Source organism: Myxococcota bacterium (assembly GCA_039030075.1).
In the GTDB taxonomy this organism is placed as follows: Bacteria; Myxococcota_A; UBA9160; order UBA9160; family SMWR01; genus JAHEJV01.
In genome coordinates this window covers 96386-114704 of the sequence record JBCCEW010000001.1, presented here as the reverse complement: position 1 = coordinate 114704, position 18319 = coordinate 96386, and the positions used below count along the sequence as shown (strand labels likewise).

The window sequence follows — 18319 nt, the reverse complement described above, 5'->3', positions numbered from 1 at the left end:
TCGCGCCATGGCCGAACCGCTGTGGCAACCGAGCGCCGAGCGCCAAGAGGCCTCGGCGCTCGCGCGTTTCCGACACGCCGTCGCCCACCACGGTCCTTTCGCCGATACGGCCGCGCTGTGGCGCTGGTCGGTCGATCACCGCGAGACCTTCTGGCGCGAACTCTGGGACTTCGCCGGCGTCATCGGAGACGCGGGTGACCGCGTCCTCGTCGATGGCGATCGCATGCCCGGCGCCCGCTGGTTTCCCGAGGCCCGGCTGAACTTCGCCGAGAACCTCCTGCGGCGGCGCGACGACACGCCGGCGCTGCTCTTCCGCGGCGAGGACGGCACTCGCCGGGAGTGGAGCTGGAAGCGTCTCTGGCGCGAGACCGCTCGCTGGCAGGCGGCCCTGGCCGCGTACGAGATCGGCCCAGGGGATCGCGTCGCTGCGTGGCTGCCGAACCTGCCCGAGGCGATCGCGGTGATGCTCGCGACGACCAGCCGCGGAGCGACTTTCACCTCCTGCTCCCCCGACTTCGGCGCCCGCGGCGTCCTCGACCGCTTCGGCCAGGTCGAACCGCGCCTGCTCGTGACGGTCGATGCCTATTTCTACGGCGGCAAGCGGCACGACGTCCTCGCCAAGCTGGAGACGGTGGCGGCGGGATTGCCGAGCCTCGAGGCGATCGTGCTCCTGCCCTACGCCTCCGACTTCGAGGAACACCTGGCGCCCGCCGGCAGCCTCGATGTCGACGCCTTCCTCCCGCCCGAAGGCCCGGCCGAACTCGACTTCCCGCGCTTTCCCTTCGATCACCCGCTCTACGTGCTCTACTCCTCGGGCACCACCGGTCCGCCGAAGTGCATCGTGCACGGCGCCGGCGGCACCCTGCTCCAACACCTGAAGGAGCAGCGCCTGCACACCGACGTGCGCCCCGGCGACCGGCTCTTCTACTTCACGACCCTGGGCTGGATGATGTGGAACTGGCTGGCCTCGGGCCTGGCGTCCGAGGCGACGCTCCAGCTCTACGACGGATCCCCCTTCCACCCCGAGCCAACGGCCCTCTTCGACTACGCCGCCGAGGAGCGCACCCAGATCTTCGGCACCTCGGCGAAATTCCTCGACGCGGCGGCGAAGGCCGGCGTCTCGCCGCGCACCAGCCACGATCTCTCGGCCCTGCGCAGCGTGCTGTCGACGGGCTCACCGCTGGTGCCCGAGAGCTTCGACTGGGTGTATCGCGAGCTGAAGTCCGACGTGCACCTCGCGTCGATCTCGGGCGGCACGGACATCGTGTCGTGCTTCGTGCTCGGTGACCCGACGAGCCCCGTGTACCGCGGCGAGCTGCAGATGGCGGGCCTCGGGATGGACGTCGACGTCTTCGACGACGCGGGCCGGCCGCTCCGGGGCGAGACCGGTGAGCTCGTCTGCAAGCGGCCCTTCCCATCGATGCCCCTCGGCTTCTGGAACGACGACGACGGCGCGCGCTACCACGCCGCCTACTTCGAGCGTTTCCCGAATGTCTGGTGCCACGGCGATTTCGTGGCGCGCACCGAGCACGGCGGCTTTCTCGTCCAGGGCCGCTCGGACGCGGTGCTCAACCCGGGCGGCGTGCGCATCGGGACCGCCGAGATCTATCGCCAGGTCGAGAGCCTGCCCAGCGTCGAGGAAGCCATCGCGGTCGGGCAGGATTGGGAGGGCGACGTCCGGGTGGTCCTGTTCGTCAAGCTGCGCGCCGCGGCCGCGCTCGACGAAGCGCTGCGCGCCGAGATCCGCCAGCGCATCCGCCAGCACGCCTCGCCGCGCCACGTCCCGGCCCACATCCTCGACGTGCCCGACATCCCGCGCACCCGCAGCGGCAAGATCGTCGAGCTGGCGGTTCGCGAGGTGATCCATGGCCGCCCGGTCAAGAACGCCGAGGCGCTCGCCAACCCCGAGGCCCTCGAACACTTCCGCGACCGCGCCGAGCTGTCCGGCTAGGCCCGCGTGCGAACCCAGCGCCTCGAGATCCGACCGCCCCGCGAGAGCGATCGCGCGCGCTTCGTCGCGCTCTTCACGAACGACACCTTCATGGAGTTCTCCGACGGGGTGATGACCGCCGAAGCTGCCTCGGAGCGCTTCGACCGCATGCTCCACGTGGCGAACGAAGTCGCCTTCGGCAAGCAACCGATCATCGAGCGATCCAGCGGAACCCTGGTCGGCTACTGCGGCGTCGACGGGTTCGACTTCGAGGGCAGGCGGCGGCTCGAGTGGGGCTACCGCCTCGTCGCCGAGGCGCGGGGCCAGGGCTATGCCACCGAAGCCAGCGCAGCGCTCCTCGATCTCGCCGAACCGGCCGTCCGCGCAGAGATCCTCGCGATCATCCACCCGCCGAACGCGGCCTCGATCCGCACGATCACCAAGCTCGGCTTCGAGTTCTGGAAGGAAGCCCCGGTGAGCGGAGAGACCCGCAACCTCTACCGCTACACGGTTCCGGATTCAGGGTGACGGAGATGGCACGCCGGTATCAATGCAGGGGGGGACTCACCCTGCGCTACCCACCTCTGCCTTTGATCTTTCGGAGCCCTCCGTGGACTCAGCATCGGGATGAGAAGTCGAGTGAACGCTGAAAAGGCGAGACAAAGGAGACCCCTCGATAGTGTTCTTGACTTCGAATCCCTGGGACCAAAGGCGCCGGTAGATCTCTTCGGCTTCGGACCGATCGATGCGCCGAACAGAGCGCTCCCACCCCCCGCCAGCTACACGCGTACAGACGTCGTCCAGCCAAGTTCGATCCCAGCGATGACCCACCGGGCCGTCTCCTGCTGGCGTCGGCAGTCGCTCCCAGAGCTGACGAAACGAACGGGGGTCCGGGACCCCGAAGACATCCACGACCGTGTGTTCATCGCCCTTGACTCTACGCGGCTTCCCGAGGGTCGAGATAACGACGCTGCTAGCGGAGAGATCCCTTTCGCTGCAGCCCAAGAATCGCGTGCGGACCTTCCGTGGACCGGGCTTCCGGGTTTTCCCGGTAGCGCCCTCCGGAGTGGTCTGCGCAGCGGGCTCAGGAGTTGTCTGCGCGACGGGCTCAAGAACCGATTGTGCGGCGATCTCACGAGGCGTGTGCTCAGCGGCCTCAGGAGGCGTCCGCGAGTCGCCGCGGTTTCTGGCGAACTTTCCCAGGCACAATCGCCACCGCATCCAGTTCTCCACCGCATCGAGACGATAGGGAACAATCGCGTCGGTGCGGTTCTCATGACGTAGCAGGGCCTCGTAAGCGTCGCAGTGCTCTCGCATCTCTCTCGCGATGGGCATGAACCAGGAGAGTCGGTCCTGGAACATCCTCCGCGCCCCCCAAGACAAGAGGCCCCGATCGTCGAACTCCTTCGCCTCCAGGACGAAGGCGAAGACTTGCGACAGACTCACGACCGTATCCTGATCCGCCGGAACCGGTGACACCCAGCTGGGTCCGTTGTGGTTGAGGTAGGGCACTAGGGCGTAGCGATCACCGCAGGACCAGAGCGTGGCCTCCTGATAGGCCCGTCGTCGGGCCGAGTACATCTCCGGGGAGTTGAAATGCCGCAGGAGGGCCGGACCGGTCTGGGCCACCGCGATCCGCATTCCCGCGTAGAGGACGGCCGCGATCGACCAGAAGGTGGCGACCGCCCTGAGGTCAACAGATCCACGCCGGCCATTGCCTTGCGCATCGTACATCCAAAGGCAGGTAAAGCTGATCGCGACCCCCAGGCCGAGGTAAATCGCCCAGTGGCGACGGGCCAACGCGGGAAATCGGCAGAGAAACCGCGCCGCTCGCTTCAGCGAATACCAAGAGCTCCTCCGCCACCGGTGCGGCAGCGCGTGCGTCTCATCGAGGAGCCGAGCAGGGTCAGCACACTTCAACCAGGAACACACACCCGTCTCCCGTCGTTTTCACTCGGGCGGCGCGCCCCAGCAACCGCCGTATCCTACGGGAATTCTCTCAAGGTCGGGTGTGCATCAGCGCGTCGCGCACCGCGCGGCAGACGAGGGTGTCGTCCTGGTTGAAGGCGCGGTGCTCGAAGCGGACGATGCCCTGGTTCGGGCGCGACTTCGAGAGCCGCGCCGACGCCACTTCCGTCTCCACTCGCAGCGTGTCGCCGTGGAAGAGCGGCGCCGGAAACGTGACCTCCTGGAATCCCAGGTTCGCCACGGTGGTGCCCAGCGTGGTCTCGTGCACGCTGATCCCGATCACCGTCGCGAGGGTCAGCATCGAGTTCACGAGCGGCTTCCCGAACTCGGTCTCGTTCTTCGCGTAGTCGAAGTCGAGGTGGAGCCAGGCGGGGTTCATGGTGATCGACGTGAAGAGCACGTTGTCGGCTTCGGTGATCGTGCGTCGGATCGCATGATGGACCACGCGGCCGCGTTCCAACTCCTCGAACCAGAGGCCCGTGTGGGGTCGCGGTGCGTCACTCATGGGTCTCCTCGGCGGCCGCCAGGGTCTGCCTCGCCCGGGCGGCCAGGGGTTCGTCGACCATCTGTCCTTCGAAATCGATCGCGGCCAGACCGCGGGCCGACGCGGCGTCGTAGGCTGCGAGCAGACGCCGCGCGAAATCGACTTCCTCCGCGCTGGGCACGAAGCCCTCGTTCGCGAGTACCACCTGGGTGGGGTGGATGCAGAGCTTCCCGCGGTAGCCGATGGCACGCGCTTCCTCGACTTCGCGCCGGAACAGCGCGTCGTTGCGGAAGTCGGTCACCACCTGGTCGAGGGTCAGCACACCGGCGAGCCGCCCGGCCAGCGCCACCCGGGAACGCGCGTAGAGCACCTCCTGGCTCGACTCGGTGCGCACCCCACCCATGTCAGCGATGAAGTCCTCGGCGCCGAAGTAGGCCGCGAAGACACTCGGATGTGCGAGCAGCTCGCGCGCGTCGGCGACACCGAGTGCGGTCTCGAGGCCGGCCAGGATCGGCAGCTCGAGCCGGTGGGCCGCCAGCAGCGCCGTCGCCTCCCGCAGCTGTTCGGTGCGATCGAGCTTCGGGACGATGATCCCGGCGAGCTCCGGGCAGAGCGCCTCACGCACGTCGGCCTCGAACCATTCGGAGGCGACCGCATTCACCCGCACGAAGACCGACGCCCCCGCGGCGGCCAGCTCGGGCGCGAGGGCGCGGGCATTCTCGCGCGCCTCGGCCTTGGCGTTCGGCGGCGTCGCGTCCTCGCAGTCGATCACGACGCCATCGGCGCCGCGTTCGGGCAGGCGCCGCAGGAAGTCGGGCCGGACCGCGGGCGCGAAGAGCAGGGAACGCAGGCGCGCGACGGGAGCCAAGCCGGTTAGCCCCGCCGGATCGAGCGCTTCGCCACTTCCTCGAGCATCACCTCGGTGGCGCCGCCCCCGATCGTCAGCACCCGGGCGTCGCGGTACATGCGCTCGATCGCCGATTCGCGCATGAAGCCCATGCCGCCGTGGAACTGGGTGCAGTCGTACATCACCTGGTTCACCACCTCGCAGCCGAAGGCCTTCACGCCCGACATCTCCTTCACGTTGTCGGCGCCCTGCTCGCCCAGCCAGGCCGCGTGGTACATGGCGGCGCGCGCCGCGTCGACCTTCGCCTGATGCATCGCCATGCGCTGGCGGATGGCGCCGAGATCGAAGAGGTGCCCGCCGAAGGCCGGCCGCTCCTGGGTGTACTCGAGGGTGAGGTCGATCGCCTTCTGGGCCGCGCCGACGCCCATCCCCACCAGCACCATGCGCTCGTTCTGGAAGTTCTTCATGGTCTCGTAAAAGCCTCGATGCGGCGTCCCGAGCACCTGCTCGTCGGGGATGTAGACGTCGTCGAGCATCAGCTCCGCCGTGTCCGAGCAGCGCCAGCCGTGCTTGTCGAGCTTCTTGGACACCTGGAAGCCCTCGGTGTCCCTCGGGATCAAGAACATGGTGATCCCGTACTTGTTCGACGGATCCGTGCGGGCCGCCAGGATCGTAAGATCGCCGTAGACCGCGTTCGTGATGAAGGTCTTCTGCCCAGTGAGCCGCCAGCCGTTGCCGTCGCGCTTTGCCTGGGTACGCATGCCCGCCACGTCGGAGCCGGCGCCGGGCTCGGACACGCCGATCGAGAGGATCGTCTCGCCCGAGAGGATGGTCGGCATCCAGCGCTCGAGCTGCTCGGGCGAGCCCGAGTTCACCAGATGCGGACCCGCCATGTCGGTGTGGACGAGCACGGTGACGTCGAAGCCCGCGAAGGTCGAGACGCCCAGCGCCTCGGAGAAGGCGGCGGAGGCGACCGGGCCGAGGCCGAGGCCGCCCAACGCTTCCGGTACGCGCAGTCCGAGCATGCCCAGGCCACCCATCTTGCGCAGCACCTCGCGCGGCACCTTCCCTTCCTCTTCCCACTGGAGTCCCTCGGGCACGACCTCGCGTTCCACGAAGTCGCGCGTCTGGGCGACGATCGCCTCGAGCTCGTCCGTCATGTAGGCGTTGCGATGGACCATGGGGGCCTCCTCCGGTTCGATCGAACCGATCAAGCGTCCGCGTCGGACGCATCCTCTTCTTGCACGAAGCTCACGAGCACCTGCTCGGACTCGACGGAGTCTCCGACTCCGACGTGGATCTGTGCGACGACGCCGCCGGCGCGGCTCTCCAGGGAGTGGAGCATCTTCATCGCCTCCACCACCACCACCACGTCGCCCGGCGCCACCGTCGCACCCGCGGCGACCGGTGTCTCGGCCACGACCGCCGGGAACGGCGCGCGCACGGCGTCCGCGGCCCCGTGGCTCTCGGCGTCGTTCGGCGCCCAGCGCTCGCGGCGCGGCGGCAAGCGAAAGGCGTAGCTGTGGCCTGCGCGGTTCACCCAGACGCGTCGGCCCGGAGCGTCGACGACGACGGCGTCGCGCGAGGAGAAGTCGGTCGCATCGGTGTCTGCCACCTCGTGCCATTCCCCGGTTTCGTCGAGCAGGGCCGTGGGCAGGCTCGGGCGATGCGGCGTCACGCGCAGGGACGGCAGCGACCACGGACCGGGCTCGGCCTGGGCCCGGCGCGCGCGCTCCCAGCCGTGGGCCGCGGACACGACCGCCGCCGCGGCCTGGGACGGCGCGGGCACCTCGGTCTCGTCGAGGAAGCGCGTCGTGACACGCCCTTCGACCACCGGCTGCTGCTCGGCGAGCCAGCGCTGAAAGCCCGTGTTCGTCACCAGGCCGCCGATGATCAGCGCATCGAGCGCGGCGACCAGACGCCGCCGCGCCGCCTCCCGGTCCACGCCGTCGATCACCAGCTTCGCGACGAGCGCGTCGTAGTGGGGCGTGATCGCGCTCCCTTCTTCGACACCACTCTCCCAGCGAACGCCTTCCGGCACGACGAGCGCTGCCACCTGCCCCGTCTCGGGAGCGAAGTCGGCCGCCGCGTTCTCCGCGTTGATGCGGGCTTCGAAGGCGTGGCCGCGGAAGGCGATCGCCTCTTGCGGGAGGGGCAGCGCCCTCCCCTCGGCGACGGCCAGTTGCCACTCCACGAGGTCCAGGCCGGTGATCGCCTCGGTGACCGGGTGCTCGACCTGGAGCCGCGTGTTCATCTCCAGGAAGAAGAACTCGCCGGTCGCGTCGTCGACCACGTACTCGACGGTGCCCGTCGAGTCGTAGTCGATTGCCTTCGCCAACGCGAGCGCCGAGCTGCACAGGCCCTGGACCGTCGCATCGGTCAGGTTCGGCGCCGGCGCCTCTTCCAGGAGTTTCTGATAGCGACGCTGGACCGAGCACTCGCGCGTCCCCAGGTGCACGACGTTGCCGTGGTGGTCGCCGACGATCTGGACTTCGATGTGTCGCGCGCGCTCGATGTAACGTTCGACGATCATCGCGTCGTCGCCGAAGCTGCGGCGGGCTTCCTCGGTGGCCTCGCCGAGCGCCGCCTCGAACTCGCCAGCCGCGCGAACGATTCGGATGCCCTTGCCGCCGCCGCCGGCCGCGGCCTTCACCAGCACCGGAAAACCGATCTGGTCGGCAGCGCGCGCCAGGGCCTCGGGCGCCTGATCGCGATCGAAGCCCGGGATCGTCGGGACGCCCGCGGCTTCGGCGAGGCGTCGCGCCTCGATCTTCGAGCCCATCCGCTCGATCGCCTCGGGTCGGGGGCCGACCCAGACGAGCCCCGCGTCCTGGACAGCGCGCGCGAAGTCGGCGTTCTCGGACAGGAATCCGTAGCCCGGGTGGACGGCGGTGGCGCCGGTGTCGCGCGCCGCGGTGAGCAGGCGCTCCACGTTCAAGTAGGAGTCGGCGAGGGCCGCGCCGCCGAGGTGAAATGCCGCGTCGGCCTCGCGCACGAAGGGCGCCTCGCGGTCCGGGTCGGCGTAGACGGCGACCGTCGACACGCCCAGGCGACGTGCCGTGCGCTGCACTCGGCGGGCGATCTCTCCGCGGTTGGCGATCAGCAGTCGCATCGTCACATCCGGTACACGATGCCGGGACCGGGCTCCGGGGCATCCTGGCGCGCGGCGAGGGCCAGACACAGCCCGAGCACGTCACGGGTCTGCAGCGGGTCGAGGATTCCGTCGTCCCAGAGACGCGAGGTCGCGTAGTAGGGGTCGGACTGGGTCTCGAACTGGTCGGCGATCTCGGCGCGCATCGCCTCGACCTCGGCTTCGCTCGTGTCCTGCCCCTTCATGCCCGCCAGTCGAATGTCGACGAGCACCGTCTGCGCGGTCTTCGCGGCCATCGTCGCGATGCGCGAGTTCGGCCACGAGAACAGGAAACGAGGCCGGAACCCGCGGCCACACATGCCGTAGTTGCCCGCGCCGTAGGAGCCGCCGATCAGCACCGTGTACTTCGGCACGGTCGCGTTGGCGACGGCCGAGACCATCTTGGCGCCGTCCTTCGCAATACCCCGCGCCTCCGAATCCTTGCCCACCATGTAGCCCGAGGTGTTCTGCAGGAAGAGGAGCGGCACGCGGCGCTGCTCGCAGAGCTCGATGAAGTGGGTGGTCTTCAGCGCTTCTTCGTTGAAGATGATGCCCTGGTTCGCGATCACGCCGACGAGGTGCCCCCAGATGCGAGCGAAGCCGCACACCATCGAGGTGCCCCACTCGGGCTTGAAGGGCGAGAAGCGGGAGCCATCGACGAGCCGCGCCAGGATCTCGGCAGCGTCGAAGGGAATCCGGTCGTCGGCGGAAAGGATTCCGTAGATCTCGGCCGGGTCGTAGTGCGGCGGTTCGGTCGGCGCGACGTCGAGCCAGCCCGGCCCCCCGCCCATGCGGCGCTGGTGGGTCGCAGCGCACAGCTCGCGCAGCTTCCCGTAGGCCTCGCGCTCGCTGCGCGCGAGGTGGTCGCTGACACCCGAGGTTCGCGTGTGAAGTACCGCGCCCCCGAGATCATCGGGTGCGACCTGCTCCCCCAGTGCCGCCTTCACGATCGGCGGACCGCCAAGGAAGATACGACCGATGCCCTCGACCATGATCACTTCGTCGGAGAGCGCCGGGACGTAGGCGCCCCCCGCGGTACAGCCGCCGAGCACCACCGACAGCTGGGGCAGCCCCTGGGCCGAGAGGCGGGCCTGGCGGTAGAAGGAGCCGCCGAAGTGATCCGTGTCGGGAAAGATCTCGTCCTGCATCGGCAGGAAGGCGCCGCCCGAGTCGACCAGGTAGATCACCCCCAGCCCGTTCTCGGCGGCGACGTCCTGGGCCCGCACGTGCTTCTTGATCGAGACGGGCAGCAGCGACCCACCCTTCACCGTCGCGTCGTTTGCGATGAAGACGTAGGGCACGCCGTGCACGAGCCCGATGCCGGTGACGATCCCCGCGCCCGGCGCCGCGTCGTCGTATTGGCCGTAGCCGGACAGGGTCGAGAGTTCGAGGAACGGACTGCCTGCATCGATCACGCAATCGATGCGATCGCGCACCATCAGCTTGCCGCGCGCCAGATGGCGCTCGATCGAGCGCGCGCGCCCGGGCCCGCCGTCGAGGACGGTCTGCTGCCGCTCGCGCAGCTCGGACACCAGGGCTTCGGTCGCGTTCGTGTTGTCGGCGAACGCGGACGACCGCACGTCGGTGCGGGACACGAAGCGGTTCATGCGTCGCCCTCCCCCGTCCAGCCGGACCAGAATTGCCGGGTCACGGCGGCTGCGAAGTCGTCGAGGCTCCCGCGCTCGCGATCGAACCACTCGACCGAGGCGTTCATCGCCCCGAAGAGCAGGAGCCTGGCCAGACCGACCGTCGTGTCGGAGCGGATCGCGCCGTCGCGAACGAAGGAGGCCAGCAGTTCGCTCCACATCGCCTCGTAGGCATCGCGCTGGGGAACGATCGCGGCCATCACCGGGGTGGGCGCGGTACGGAACGTGGTGACGTGGGCCGCGGTATAGGGGCCGTGCTCGAAGAGCGCTCCGAGGTGTGCGCGCACATGGGCGGCGAAACGCTCGCGCGCGGGCGCGTCACGGTGGTCGGCGGCCGCCGCCGAGAACGCCACCACCATCACGTCGATCCCGTGGCGCAGGATCGCCTCGAGGAGCGCCTCCTTCGAAGCGAAGTGGTAGTAGAGCGAGCCCGGCTTCATGCCCACCGCGGCCGCGATCTCGCGCAGGGACGTGCCCGCGTAGCCGCGTTCGAGGAACAGCCCCGCCGAGACGTCGAGAATGCGCCGGCGTCCCTCGGGACCGGAATCGGCCGCGAGGACGGGGGGTTCGGGGGCCGGTGTCGCCATGCGAGCCAGACTACCTAACGACCGTTAGGCTCGCCATTCCCCGAAACGAACGCCAGCCCGGAGGGCTCCCCGACCCCGCTCAGTGGATGCCGCGCTCCTTCCCTTCCCAATAGGGGTCGCGCAGCTGCCGCTTCAGGAACTTCCCCGGCCCGCTCTTGGGGAGGAGCTCGGCGTGGAAGTCGATGCCCTTCGGCACCTTGTAGCCGCCGAGGCTCTCGCGACAGAAGGCGATGAGCGTCTCGGCGTCGGTCGTCTCGTCGGCGCGGAGATGCACCGCGGCCCAGACGGCTTCGCCCCAGGTGGCATCCGGCACGCCGAAGACGGCGGCCTCGAGCACGGCGGGATGCCGATACAGCACTTCCTCGACCTCGGTGGAGTACACGTTCTCTCCACCCGACACGATCATGTCCTTCGAGCGGTCCACCAGGGTGAGGAAGCCGTCGGCGTCGAGGCGTCCGAGGTCTCCCGTCCAGTAGCGTCCGTCCCGCAGCACGGCGTCGGTCTGCTCCGGCTTGTTCCAGTAGCCCAGCATCACCGTGGGCGCGCGCACGGTCACCTCGCCGACCTCCCCCGTCGTCACCGGCTGACCCTCGGGTGAGAGGATTCGCACGTCGACGCCGGGCAACGGCTGGCCGCAGGAGCGAATCCGATCGGTGTCGAGCGCCGTCTCTTCGTATCGCAGCACGGTCGCCAGCGGCGAGAGCTCGGTCGCACCGTAGACCTCGACCAGCTCGGCCGACGGCATCGCCTGGTGAACCCGCCGCACGACCTCGCTGGCGATCGGAGAGCCGCCATGGGCCACCCAGCGCAGCGTCTCGGTCTTGCGCGGGCGCGCCAGTTGCTCCTCCGCGATCGCCGCCAGCATCGTCGGGACGCCGAGAGTCGCGGTGCAGCCCTCGGCCGCGATCCAGTCCAGCGCCTCGCCCGGGTCGAACCTCGGAAGCGCCACCTGGCGCCCACCGGTCCACAGGTTCGCGAGGACCCCGTTCGAGCCCGCAGCATGGAAGAGTGGTGCCATCACGAGCATCACGTCCGACGCGGCGTGGGGCATGCAGGTCATCCAGTGATAGGCGTTCGACACCAGGTTGCGATGGCTGAGCATCACCCCCTTCGAGGCGCCGGTCGTCCCCCCCGTATAGAAGAGCCCGGCCAGATCCGACTCGGCGATTCCCTCGCCCAACCCCGCGACCTCGCGGCCGCCGCCCACGAAGGTCTCGTACGCGTCGGGAATCCGGATGACCCGCTCGACGACTCCATCGAGCGCACTCGGTGGGCGATCGGTCAGGAGCAGTCGCGTGCCCGAGTCTTCGAGGGCGTAGCGCAGCTCGGGCTCGGCGTGGCGGGTGTTGAGGGGCACGACCACCCGCCCAGTGGCGGGAACGCCCGCGTACACCTCGAGGTAGACGTCGCTGTTGTCGGCCAGGATCGCGACGCGATCTCCGCGCGCGATGCCCGCCGCTTCGAGTGCACCCCCCAGCTGGCGACAACGCCCGGCAAACTCGGCGAAGCTGCGTCGTACCGGGCCAGAGACGATTCCCACCCGGTCGGGCCAGAGCCGGGCAGCGTGTTCGATCGGGTCCGCCATGGTCAGCATCGCCGCAGCATGCCACGAGCCGAACACCCACCGGGAGCTTTTGAGTCGCGCTAGCGTGACCGCGAGAACCGGATGCGCACTCCGCTCAACCGACATCGAGAGCTGGCCGCGTGGGCCGATCGGGAGGGACGCCGGGCACCCCCGCGCCGCCCGGTGCCCGGCGAATGCTGCGACCGCGGCTGCGACCCGTGCGTGTGGGACTACTACGAACGCGCGCTGGCCCAGTGGCAGGACACCCACGCTCCCGATGCACCCGAGCCCGAGGCGTCGCCCGCGACCGACGCGTAGTCCGCCTGCGCAGCAGGCCAAGGAGATCCATGTCGAAGCCCCGTCGCTCCCAGCCGCCCATCCAGGCCCAGCTCGTCGCAGGGGGGCGCTACCACGACATCGACTTCGCAAGGCGCGAGCTGCTGACGCTCCTGGGAGACGAGCCCCGGATCCGGACCCGCGTGGCCGAGGACTACCGCGATACGCAAGCACTCGCCGACGCGGATTGTCTGATCACCTACACCTGCGACGTCGCCGGCACGCCCGCCGAGCAGCAGGCGCTCGCCGACTTCGTCGCCAGCGGAAAGCGCTGGTTCGCGCTGCACGGCACCAACTCGGTGCTCGAGATGCTCCAGGAACACGTGCGCACCCCGCGCGACCACCCGGTGCTGATGCAGACCCTCGGCAGCCAGTTCCTGGCCCACCCCCCCATCGGGCCCTATGACGTCACGGTCTCCGACACCGACGACCCGCTCGTGTCCGGCATCGAGCCCTTCGAGGTGACCGATGAGCTCTATCTCTGCGAGTACCACGGACCGCTCGAACCCTTGCTCGAGACCCGGTTCAGCGGAAAGACGCCGGGCTTCGAAGTGAACGAGTTCGCCGACGATGCGCCGCGGCTCGTCATGTACAAGAAGCGCGTCGGCGAGGGCTGCGTGCTCTACCTCACCCTCGGACACTGCCGCGGCCACTACGACATGCGCCCGCTGATGGACTTCTATCCCCAGATCGAACGGGGGGCCTGGGAGTCACCGACCTTCTACGAGCTCTTGCGCCGTGGCATCCGCTGGGCGGCCGGCCTCGACGAGCGCGCCTGACCCGGCCCCCGCCTATTCCGCCAGGCGCTGTTCGAGCAGCGCGTGGAAGTGGCGGATCTTCGTTTCCTGATAGTTCGCGAACGTGACATGGGTATGGGCGGCGCTCTCCAGGCCGCGCTGCACGCGCGGCAGGTTCCAGGAATCCTGCTCGAAGACCTTCGCGAGGGGCCCGAGCTCGGACCAGGCCTCGGTCCAGGGCTCGTCGAAGTCGAGCCAACGGGTGGCCGCGGCTTCGGGACGACGCCCGCGGAACGGCGCGAGCATGAACACGTCCATGATCGCTTCGCCCACGGCGTTTCCGTTGGGCCGGAAGCGGTAGACGATGCGGTTGTACGCGCCCCAGGGATGGAAGTTCGGGAACAGCGTGTAGTAGAAGGAGTCGGTGAGCTCGGCGTCGGTGAGCCGCTGCACCGAGGGCACCGCGCTCTGCAACTGCATCCGCGACAGCTGCCCGAAGATCTGGCGCGCCGTCATGCCCTCGGGCACTCGAATCGCCGGCGGTCCGTCCAGGTCCGGCGAGAGCGTGACGTCGAGCTGCTCCTGCTCGCTGGGTTCCCAGCGCAGGTGCGGGCTCGGCGTCTGGTTCGCAGTGATGGCGCGGGAGAAGGTGTCCCACGCATCGTACTGACTGTTCGCGTCGCCGATCCCCGCCAGGATCTGCGGGTGGGTCGCGACGACGTGGTAGGCCTCCATGAAGGCTTCCTGACAGACCTTCCAGTTGCAGCGCAGGCGCTTCGCGACGTGGGCCTGGGTGTAGCGGTCTTCGAGGGGCCAGCGCTCGAAGTGCTGGGGGAGATCTCCGAGATGTGACGCGAAGGGCGCCGCGTTCGGGTCGAGGTTCACGAACACGAACCCGCCCCAGGTACCGACGCCCAGGGGACGTAGCGCGTACTCCTCGCGCGAGACGTCGGGGAAGTCCCAACGACACGGGACTTCCGCGAGGCTGCCGTCGAGGTTCCAGGTCCAGCCGTGGAAAGGACACCGCAACACGTCGGAGCGCCCCGCGTGGTCCTTGAGCGCGCGTCCGCGGTGGAGGCAGGTGTTGGGGAAGGCGCGGATCCGACGATCCTGGCCGCGCACCACCAGCACCTCGAGATCGGCGATGGTGTAGACGTGATGGTCGCCGGGCTCGGGAATCTGCTCTTCCCGGCAGGCGAACTGCCAGACCCGCTTCCAGAGCTTCTCGACTTCGAGCGCCTGGAACGCCTCGGACGTGTACCGCTCGATCGGCACCTTGACGACGGGCAGCTCCCGCGCCGAGCGCCAGCGCAGCACGTCGGGGACGGGCCGCGTCTCCTGGTCCAGGAGATCCTGGTACGAGAGGCCGGGCGAACGCGCCCCGACATCGGGGGACATCTCGACGAGGGGTTCGAAGGCCATGGTCGCCTCAGAAGGGCATGCGCTTGGTGAAGCCGCCGTCGCACACGAGGTTCGCCCCGGTGATCAGGCTGGCTGCGGGGCTCCCCAGGAACGCGACCGCGCGCGCCACTTCCTCGGGCGCGCCCATCCGGCCGATCGCGCATTGGGCGAGTGCGCCTTTGTACATCTGGGGCATCGACTGCTCGATCATCTGCCAGTTTCCGCCCTCGAAGTAGATGGGGCCGGGCGATACCACGTTCACGCGGATGCCCTCGCGACCGAGGGTCTGCGAAAGATCGCCGGCGTGGGTGATCAGGGCCGCCTTCATCGCGTTGTAGCCCTGGGTGACGCCGAGGTGCTCGAGGGCCGCCGTCGACGAGATGAAGACGACGCTCGCCGCGCCACTCTCGCGAAGACTGGGCAGGGCCGCCTCGACCCCGCGCACGGCGCTCATCACGTCGACGTCGAAGCCCGCCTGCCAGGCGCGCTTGCCGGGACCGGCCCCGCCCGAGGCGTTGCTCACGAACACGTCGAGGCCCCCGAGGTCCGCGGCAGCGTCGGTGACGAAGGCTTCGAGGCCGTCTCCGTCGGCGACATCGAGGGCGCGAGTGAACACGCGCACGCCCCGACCCTCGAGATCCTTGCGGGCGACCTCCAGGCCTTCCTCGCCGCGTGCGCAGATCGCCACGTCGCAGCCCAGGTCGGCGAACTGCTGGGCGATCGCCAGGCCGATGCCCTGGGTCGCCGCGGTCACCACCACCTTGCGTCCTTCGAGTCCGAGGTCCATCTGTCCTCTCCTTCGCTTTCCAGTCGGATCCTGGGTGAATGCAGGCACGTCCACGCCCGTCGCGCGCGGTCGCGATGCGGTTTCTGCGGGCGCGGGATCGCTCTGGGCGCCCGCGAGCCAGCCGAGCAGGTGGGGGTCAGCGTCGCGCAACGCGCCGCGCACCCAGCGCCCACTGGCCTGGAAGACACCGGTCTTCCCCTCGAGCACGACCTCGACGTCGCCGTCGTCGCGCAGCGTGTACATCGCGCCGCTCTGGGCGTGTCGCACCCTCATGCGCGCGCACCCTGCGCCAGCCGCGCCGCCGCTCGCGGCGCCGGGGCCGGGGCCGACTGATTCGCGCGGGCGACGTCCTTGAAGCGACTCCGTGCACGCCCGCGAGCCGCGCCGGCGAGCAAGAGTGCGACGCCGAAGCGCTGTCGTGCGGGAAACGCGGCGCTGCGCAGTCGCCCCCGCGCCCACTGGTCGCTCGCCTGCCAGACGACGGCGAGCAGCTCCTCGCTGAGCGCACCGACCTCGACCCAGGCTTCCAGCTGCTTCTCTGCCGCGAGCGCCTCGACGGCACCGCGCAGCTGACCCTGCAGGGCGGCCGTCACCATGCGCCGGGCCTCTCCGGCCTCTTCCGAGTCGGCGAGCAGGCGCAGGAGCGCGCGGTAGTAGCGGGGCGCACGCAGGAGCTCGCGGGCGCTGGCATCGACGATCCCGAGAACGTCGTCCGGCGCCGCGCCGATGCTCCGCACGAAGCGTTCGGTCTGATCGGCGACGGCCGCGACCAGCACCGCATCCTTGTTGCCCACCAGGTTGTAGATGGTGGGAACCGTCACCTGGGCTTCGCGCGCCAGGGCGCGCAGGGTGAGCCCGTCGTAGCCGACGTCGGCGATCCCGCGTCGCGCCGCTTCGAGGATGCGAGCGCGGCGCTCGGCCATCGGGGGAGTGAGGCGCGGCACGCCGGAAATTTTAACACGTTAAAGCCGGGCCGGTCTCCACCTTTTCGTGCGTCGCGCCCGTCATCCCGCCTCGCGGCGCAGCTGGCTGGGATTCACGCCGAGTTCTCGCTTCAACAGCCGACGCAGGGTGTTCGGGTCCCGATACCCGACGCGCCCCGCGACCTCGTCGAGGGCCAGCCGCGACGTCTGGAGGAGGTGGGCCGCGTGTTCGAGCCGGATGCGCTGGGCCAGCTTCTTGGCGCCGTGGCCCGTGGCCTCCCGCACCCGGCGATCGACCGTGCGCGGGCTCATGCCGACTGCGCGGGCGAGCTCGGCGAGCGAGAAGGGACGGTGGCGCTGGCGCCGCATCCAGCGCTCGATGCGCACGACGTCGTCGCTCTGACCGGACATCGACGCCCGCATCATGTAGCGGGCCTGGGTGGGACGTTCCTCGATCGCCAGGCTTCGGGCGACGGCGCGCACCAGCCCAGGCGTCCCCAGGCGCGCCAACAGGTGGAGCATCAAGTCGATCTGGGCGAGCGCCGCCCCGGCGCACACGACCCCGCGGTCCTCCACGACCATCTGGGTCTCGTCGAGGTCGACGTCGGGGTAGCGCTCCCGGAAGACGGAACCGAGCCACCAGGTCGTCGTCGCGCGCCGCCCGCGCAGCAGGCCCGCCTCAGCCAACAGGAAGACGGCCGAACAACCGGCCGCCACCCGGGGAACACGAGGACCGTGGCGGTGCAGCCACGCGACGAGCGACGCGCGCTGGGGATCGTCGAAGAAGGTTCCAATCTCGTCCCGCGTCGAGAGTCCCAACCCGGGAATCACCAGCGCGTCGAAGCGCCCGGGAGCAACGCGGCCCGCGACGTCGAAGCGCGCACCCTGGCGGGTGCGGATCTCGGAAACGCCTGGACAGAAGAGCGTCGCGCGGAAGTCGGGACCTTCGGCGCCCGAGAGCTGATGGGCCGCGGAGAGCGTGTCGAGGGTCAGCGCCAGCGCCGAGTCCATCACCCCATCGGGGGCCATTACCAGGACGTTCCGCATCTGGCGATTCTAGCCGGCTTATTGGCGTTTTCGCCTCTGGGTGGAATCTCGGATCGATCTAGCCTCAGGCCGAGTCGAGCAACCAGGAGGAACGCATGACCGACGCCAACGCCCGAGGAGACGACGACCTGCACGACTTCGAGCCCCGTGAAGTCGAAGCGCTCGGCGCGACCCGGCGGGTCTACGTGACCGGGAGGGGCCCCGCCGTGCTGGTGATGAGCGAGATGCCGGGGATCAGCCCGGAAGTCGCGCGGTTCGCTCGCTGGGTGCGGGACGCCGGCTTCTCCGTCTATATGCCTTCCCTGTTTGGGAGCGACGGCGCCGTGCCGGGCGCCGAGGAAGGCGCCGCCGTCTTCCGCGCGACCTGCATCCGCGCCGAGTTTCACGCCTTCGGGTCGGGGAAGTCGAGCCCGGTCACCGACTGGCTGCGCGCCCTCGCCCGCCGTGCCCACGCGGAATGCGGTGGGCCGGGCGTCGGCGCCATCGGGATGTGCTTCACCGGAAACTTCGCCCTCACGCTGATGCTCGAACCGGCGGTGATCGCGCCGGTGCTCTGCCAGCCCTCGCTCCCCCTCGACGAGCCCGCGGGGCTCGAGATCGACGACGCCTCGCTGCGCACGATCCGCGCGCGATTGGAGCGCGACGAGCTCAAGGTGCGCGCGTACCGGTTCGCGGGCGATCGGTTCTGCACCGCGGAGCGTTTCTCCGCGTATGCCGACGCCCTCGGGCCGCGCTTCGAAACCCGCGTCCTCCCCGACGCAGCCGCGAACCCGGACGTTGCGCCGTTCTTCTCCGAGCACGTCGGCTGCGCCCACAGTGTGGTCACCCAACACCTGATCGACGCGGAGGGAGAACCCACCGCTGCCGCACGCGACGAGATCCTGGCGTTCTTCGCGGCGCGACTGCAGGTCTAGCCGAACGCGGCGCGAACG

At 69.5% G+C, this 18319-nt stretch carries 17 protein-coding genes; 5 read left to right on the top strand and 12 right to left on the bottom strand.

Features of this window, described 5'->3' with window-relative positions; translation table 11 throughout:
* Positions 1-7: 7 nt before the first annotated feature.
* Both AAF430_00450 and AAF430_00445 read left to right on the top strand, forming a co-directional pair.
* Positions 8-1951, top strand: coding sequence for an acetoacetate--CoA ligase (locus tag AAF430_00450; GenBank protein MEM7408686.1), 1944 nt, complete (start codon positions 8-10; stop codon positions 1949-1951).
* A gap of 6 nt (positions 1952-1957) precedes the next feature.
* Positions 1958-2458 (top strand): GNAT family N-acetyltransferase, encoded by a 501-nt coding sequence (locus AAF430_00445; protein MEM7408685.1) that lies wholly within the window; start codon positions 1958-1960, stop codon positions 2456-2458.
* Positions 2459-2494: 36 nt separating this feature from the next.
* On the opposite strand, the gene AAF430_00440 is transcribed toward AAF430_00445, so the two are convergent.
* From AAF430_00440 to AAF430_00405, 8 genes are all read right to left on the bottom strand, one after another.
* Positions 2495-3664, bottom strand: a complete 1170-nt coding sequence (locus AAF430_00440) for a hypothetical protein (protein ID MEM7408684.1) — start codon at positions 3662-3664, stop codon at positions 2495-2497.
* Between the two features lie 265 nt (positions 3665-3929).
* Positions 3930-4403 carry a MaoC family dehydratase gene (locus tag AAF430_00435; protein MEM7408683.1) on the bottom strand — a complete coding sequence of 158 codons (474 nt, stop codon included), beginning with the start codon at positions 4401-4403 and terminating at the stop codon, positions 3930-3932.
* Positions 4396-5250 carry a CoA ester lyase gene (locus AAF430_00430; protein ID MEM7408682.1) on the bottom strand — a complete coding sequence of 285 codons (855 nt, stop codon included), beginning with the start codon at positions 5248-5250 and terminating at the stop codon, positions 4396-4398. Before AAF430_00430 ends, AAF430_00435 begins: the two co-directional genes overlap by 8 nt.
* 5 nt (positions 5251-5255) lie before the next feature.
* Complete coding sequence (locus AAF430_00425; GenBank protein ID MEM7408681.1) at positions 5256-6410, bottom strand: acyl-CoA dehydrogenase family protein; 1155 nt, start codon at positions 6408-6410, stop codon at positions 5256-5258.
* A gap of 29 nt (positions 6411-6439) precedes the next feature.
* Positions 6440-8341, bottom strand: coding sequence for a biotin carboxylase N-terminal domain-containing protein (locus tag AAF430_00420; protein MEM7408680.1), 1902 nt, complete (start codon positions 8339-8341; stop codon positions 6440-6442).
* Between the two features lie 2 nt (positions 8342-8343).
* Complete coding sequence (locus AAF430_00415; protein ID MEM7408679.1) at positions 8344-9966, bottom strand: carboxyl transferase domain-containing protein; 1623 nt, start codon at positions 9964-9966, stop codon at positions 8344-8346.
* Positions 9963-10592: a TetR/AcrR family transcriptional regulator gene (locus AAF430_00410; GenBank protein ID MEM7408678.1), complete on the bottom strand. Its 630-nt coding sequence runs from the start codon at positions 10590-10592 to the stop codon at positions 9963-9965. The genes AAF430_00415 and AAF430_00410 overlap by 4 nt, the downstream gene beginning before the upstream one ends.
* A gap of 79 nt (positions 10593-10671) precedes the next feature.
* A complete protein-coding gene (locus AAF430_00405; protein MEM7408677.1) occupies positions 10672-12186 on the bottom strand; it encodes an AMP-binding protein in 1515 nt (504 codons plus the stop codon).
* Between the two features lie 72 nt (positions 12187-12258).
* On the opposite strand from AAF430_00405, the gene AAF430_00400 reads away from it, so the two are divergent.
* Together AAF430_00400 and AAF430_00395 are read left to right on the top strand one after the other, a co-directional pair.
* Positions 12259-12474: an oxidoreductase-like domain-containing protein gene (locus AAF430_00400; protein MEM7408676.1), complete on the top strand. Its 216-nt coding sequence runs from the start codon at positions 12259-12261 to the stop codon at positions 12472-12474.
* Between the two features lie 29 nt (positions 12475-12503).
* Positions 12504-13271, top strand: coding sequence for a ThuA domain-containing protein (locus tag AAF430_00395; GenBank protein MEM7408675.1), 768 nt, complete (start codon positions 12504-12506; stop codon positions 13269-13271).
* 12 nt (positions 13272-13283) lie between these two features.
* On the opposite strand, the gene AAF430_00390 is transcribed toward AAF430_00395, so the two are convergent.
* Genes AAF430_00390 through AAF430_00375 form a run of 4 tightly spaced genes read right to left on the bottom strand, consistent with a single transcriptional unit; the run spans position 13284 to position 17387 of the window.
* Positions 13284-14651: an aromatic ring-hydroxylating dioxygenase subunit alpha gene (locus AAF430_00390; protein ID MEM7408674.1), complete on the bottom strand. Its 1368-nt coding sequence runs from the start codon at positions 14649-14651 to the stop codon at positions 13284-13286.
* Between the two features lie 7 nt (positions 14652-14658).
* Complete coding sequence (locus AAF430_00385; GenBank protein MEM7408673.1) at positions 14659-15690, bottom strand: SDR family oxidoreductase; 1032 nt, start codon at positions 15688-15690, stop codon at positions 14659-14661.
* Positions 15687-16361 (bottom strand): helix-turn-helix domain-containing protein, encoded by a 675-nt coding sequence (locus AAF430_00380; GenBank protein MEM7408672.1) that lies wholly within the window; start codon positions 16359-16361, stop codon positions 15687-15689. Before AAF430_00380 ends, AAF430_00385 begins: the two co-directional genes overlap by 4 nt.
* A gap of 60 nt (positions 16362-16421) precedes the next feature.
* Positions 16422-17387: a helix-turn-helix domain-containing protein gene (locus tag AAF430_00375; GenBank protein MEM7408671.1), complete on the bottom strand. Its 966-nt coding sequence runs from the start codon at positions 17385-17387 to the stop codon at positions 16422-16424.
* A 95-nt stretch (positions 17388-17482) separates the two neighbouring features.
* Between AAF430_00375 and AAF430_00370 the strand changes: the two genes are divergently transcribed.
* Complete coding sequence (locus AAF430_00370) at positions 17483-18301, top strand: dienelactone hydrolase family protein (protein ID MEM7408670.1); 819 nt, start codon at positions 17483-17485, stop codon at positions 18299-18301.
* Positions 18302-18319 lie beyond the last annotated feature (18 nt).

Coding starts and splice junctions, on each gene's coding strand:
- AAF430_00400 (MEM7408676.1), top strand. CDS start 12,259: ATGCGCACTCCGCTCAACCGACATCGAGAGCTGGCCGCGTGGGCCGAT.
- AAF430_00385 (MEM7408673.1), bottom strand. CDS start 15,690: ATGAGGGTGCGACACGCCCAGAGCGGCGCGATGTACACGCTGCGCGAC.
- AAF430_00395 (MEM7408675.1), top strand. CDS start 12,504: ATGTCGAAGCCCCGTCGCTCCCAGCCGCCCATCCAGGCCCAGCTCGTC.
- AAF430_00425 (MEM7408681.1), bottom strand. CDS start 6,410: ATGGTCCATCGCAACGCCTACATGACGGACGAGCTCGAGGCGATCGTC.
- AAF430_00435 (MEM7408683.1), bottom strand. CDS start 4,403: ATGAGTGACGCACCGCGACCCCACACGGGCCTCTGGTTCGAGGAGTTG.
- AAF430_00410 (MEM7408678.1), bottom strand. CDS start 10,592: ATGGCGACACCGGCCCCCGAACCCCCCGTCCTCGCGGCCGATTCCGGT.
- AAF430_00415 (MEM7408679.1), bottom strand. CDS start 9,966: ATGAACCGCTTCGTGTCCCGCACCGACGTGCGGTCGTCCGCGTTCGCC.
- AAF430_00375 (MEM7408671.1), bottom strand. CDS start 17,387: ATGCGGAACGTCCTGGTAATGGCCCCCGATGGGGTGATGGACTCGGCG.
- AAF430_00370 (MEM7408670.1), top strand. CDS start 17,483: ATGACCGACGCCAACGCCCGAGGAGACGACGACCTGCACGACTTCGAG.
- AAF430_00420 (MEM7408680.1), bottom strand. CDS start 8,341: ATGCGACTGCTGATCGCCAACCGCGGAGAGATCGCCCGCCGAGTGCAG.
- AAF430_00405 (MEM7408677.1), bottom strand. CDS start 12,186: ATGCTGACCATGGCGGACCCGATCGAACACGCTGCCCGGCTCTGGCCC.
- AAF430_00450 (MEM7408686.1), top strand. CDS start 8: ATGGCCGAACCGCTGTGGCAACCGAGCGCCGAGCGCCAAGAGGCCTCG.
- AAF430_00440 (MEM7408684.1), bottom strand. CDS start 3,664: ATGTACGATGCGCAAGGCAATGGCCGGCGTGGATCTGTTGACCTCAGG.
- AAF430_00390 (MEM7408674.1), bottom strand. CDS start 14,651: ATGGCCTTCGAACCCCTCGTCGAGATGTCCCCCGATGTCGGGGCGCGT.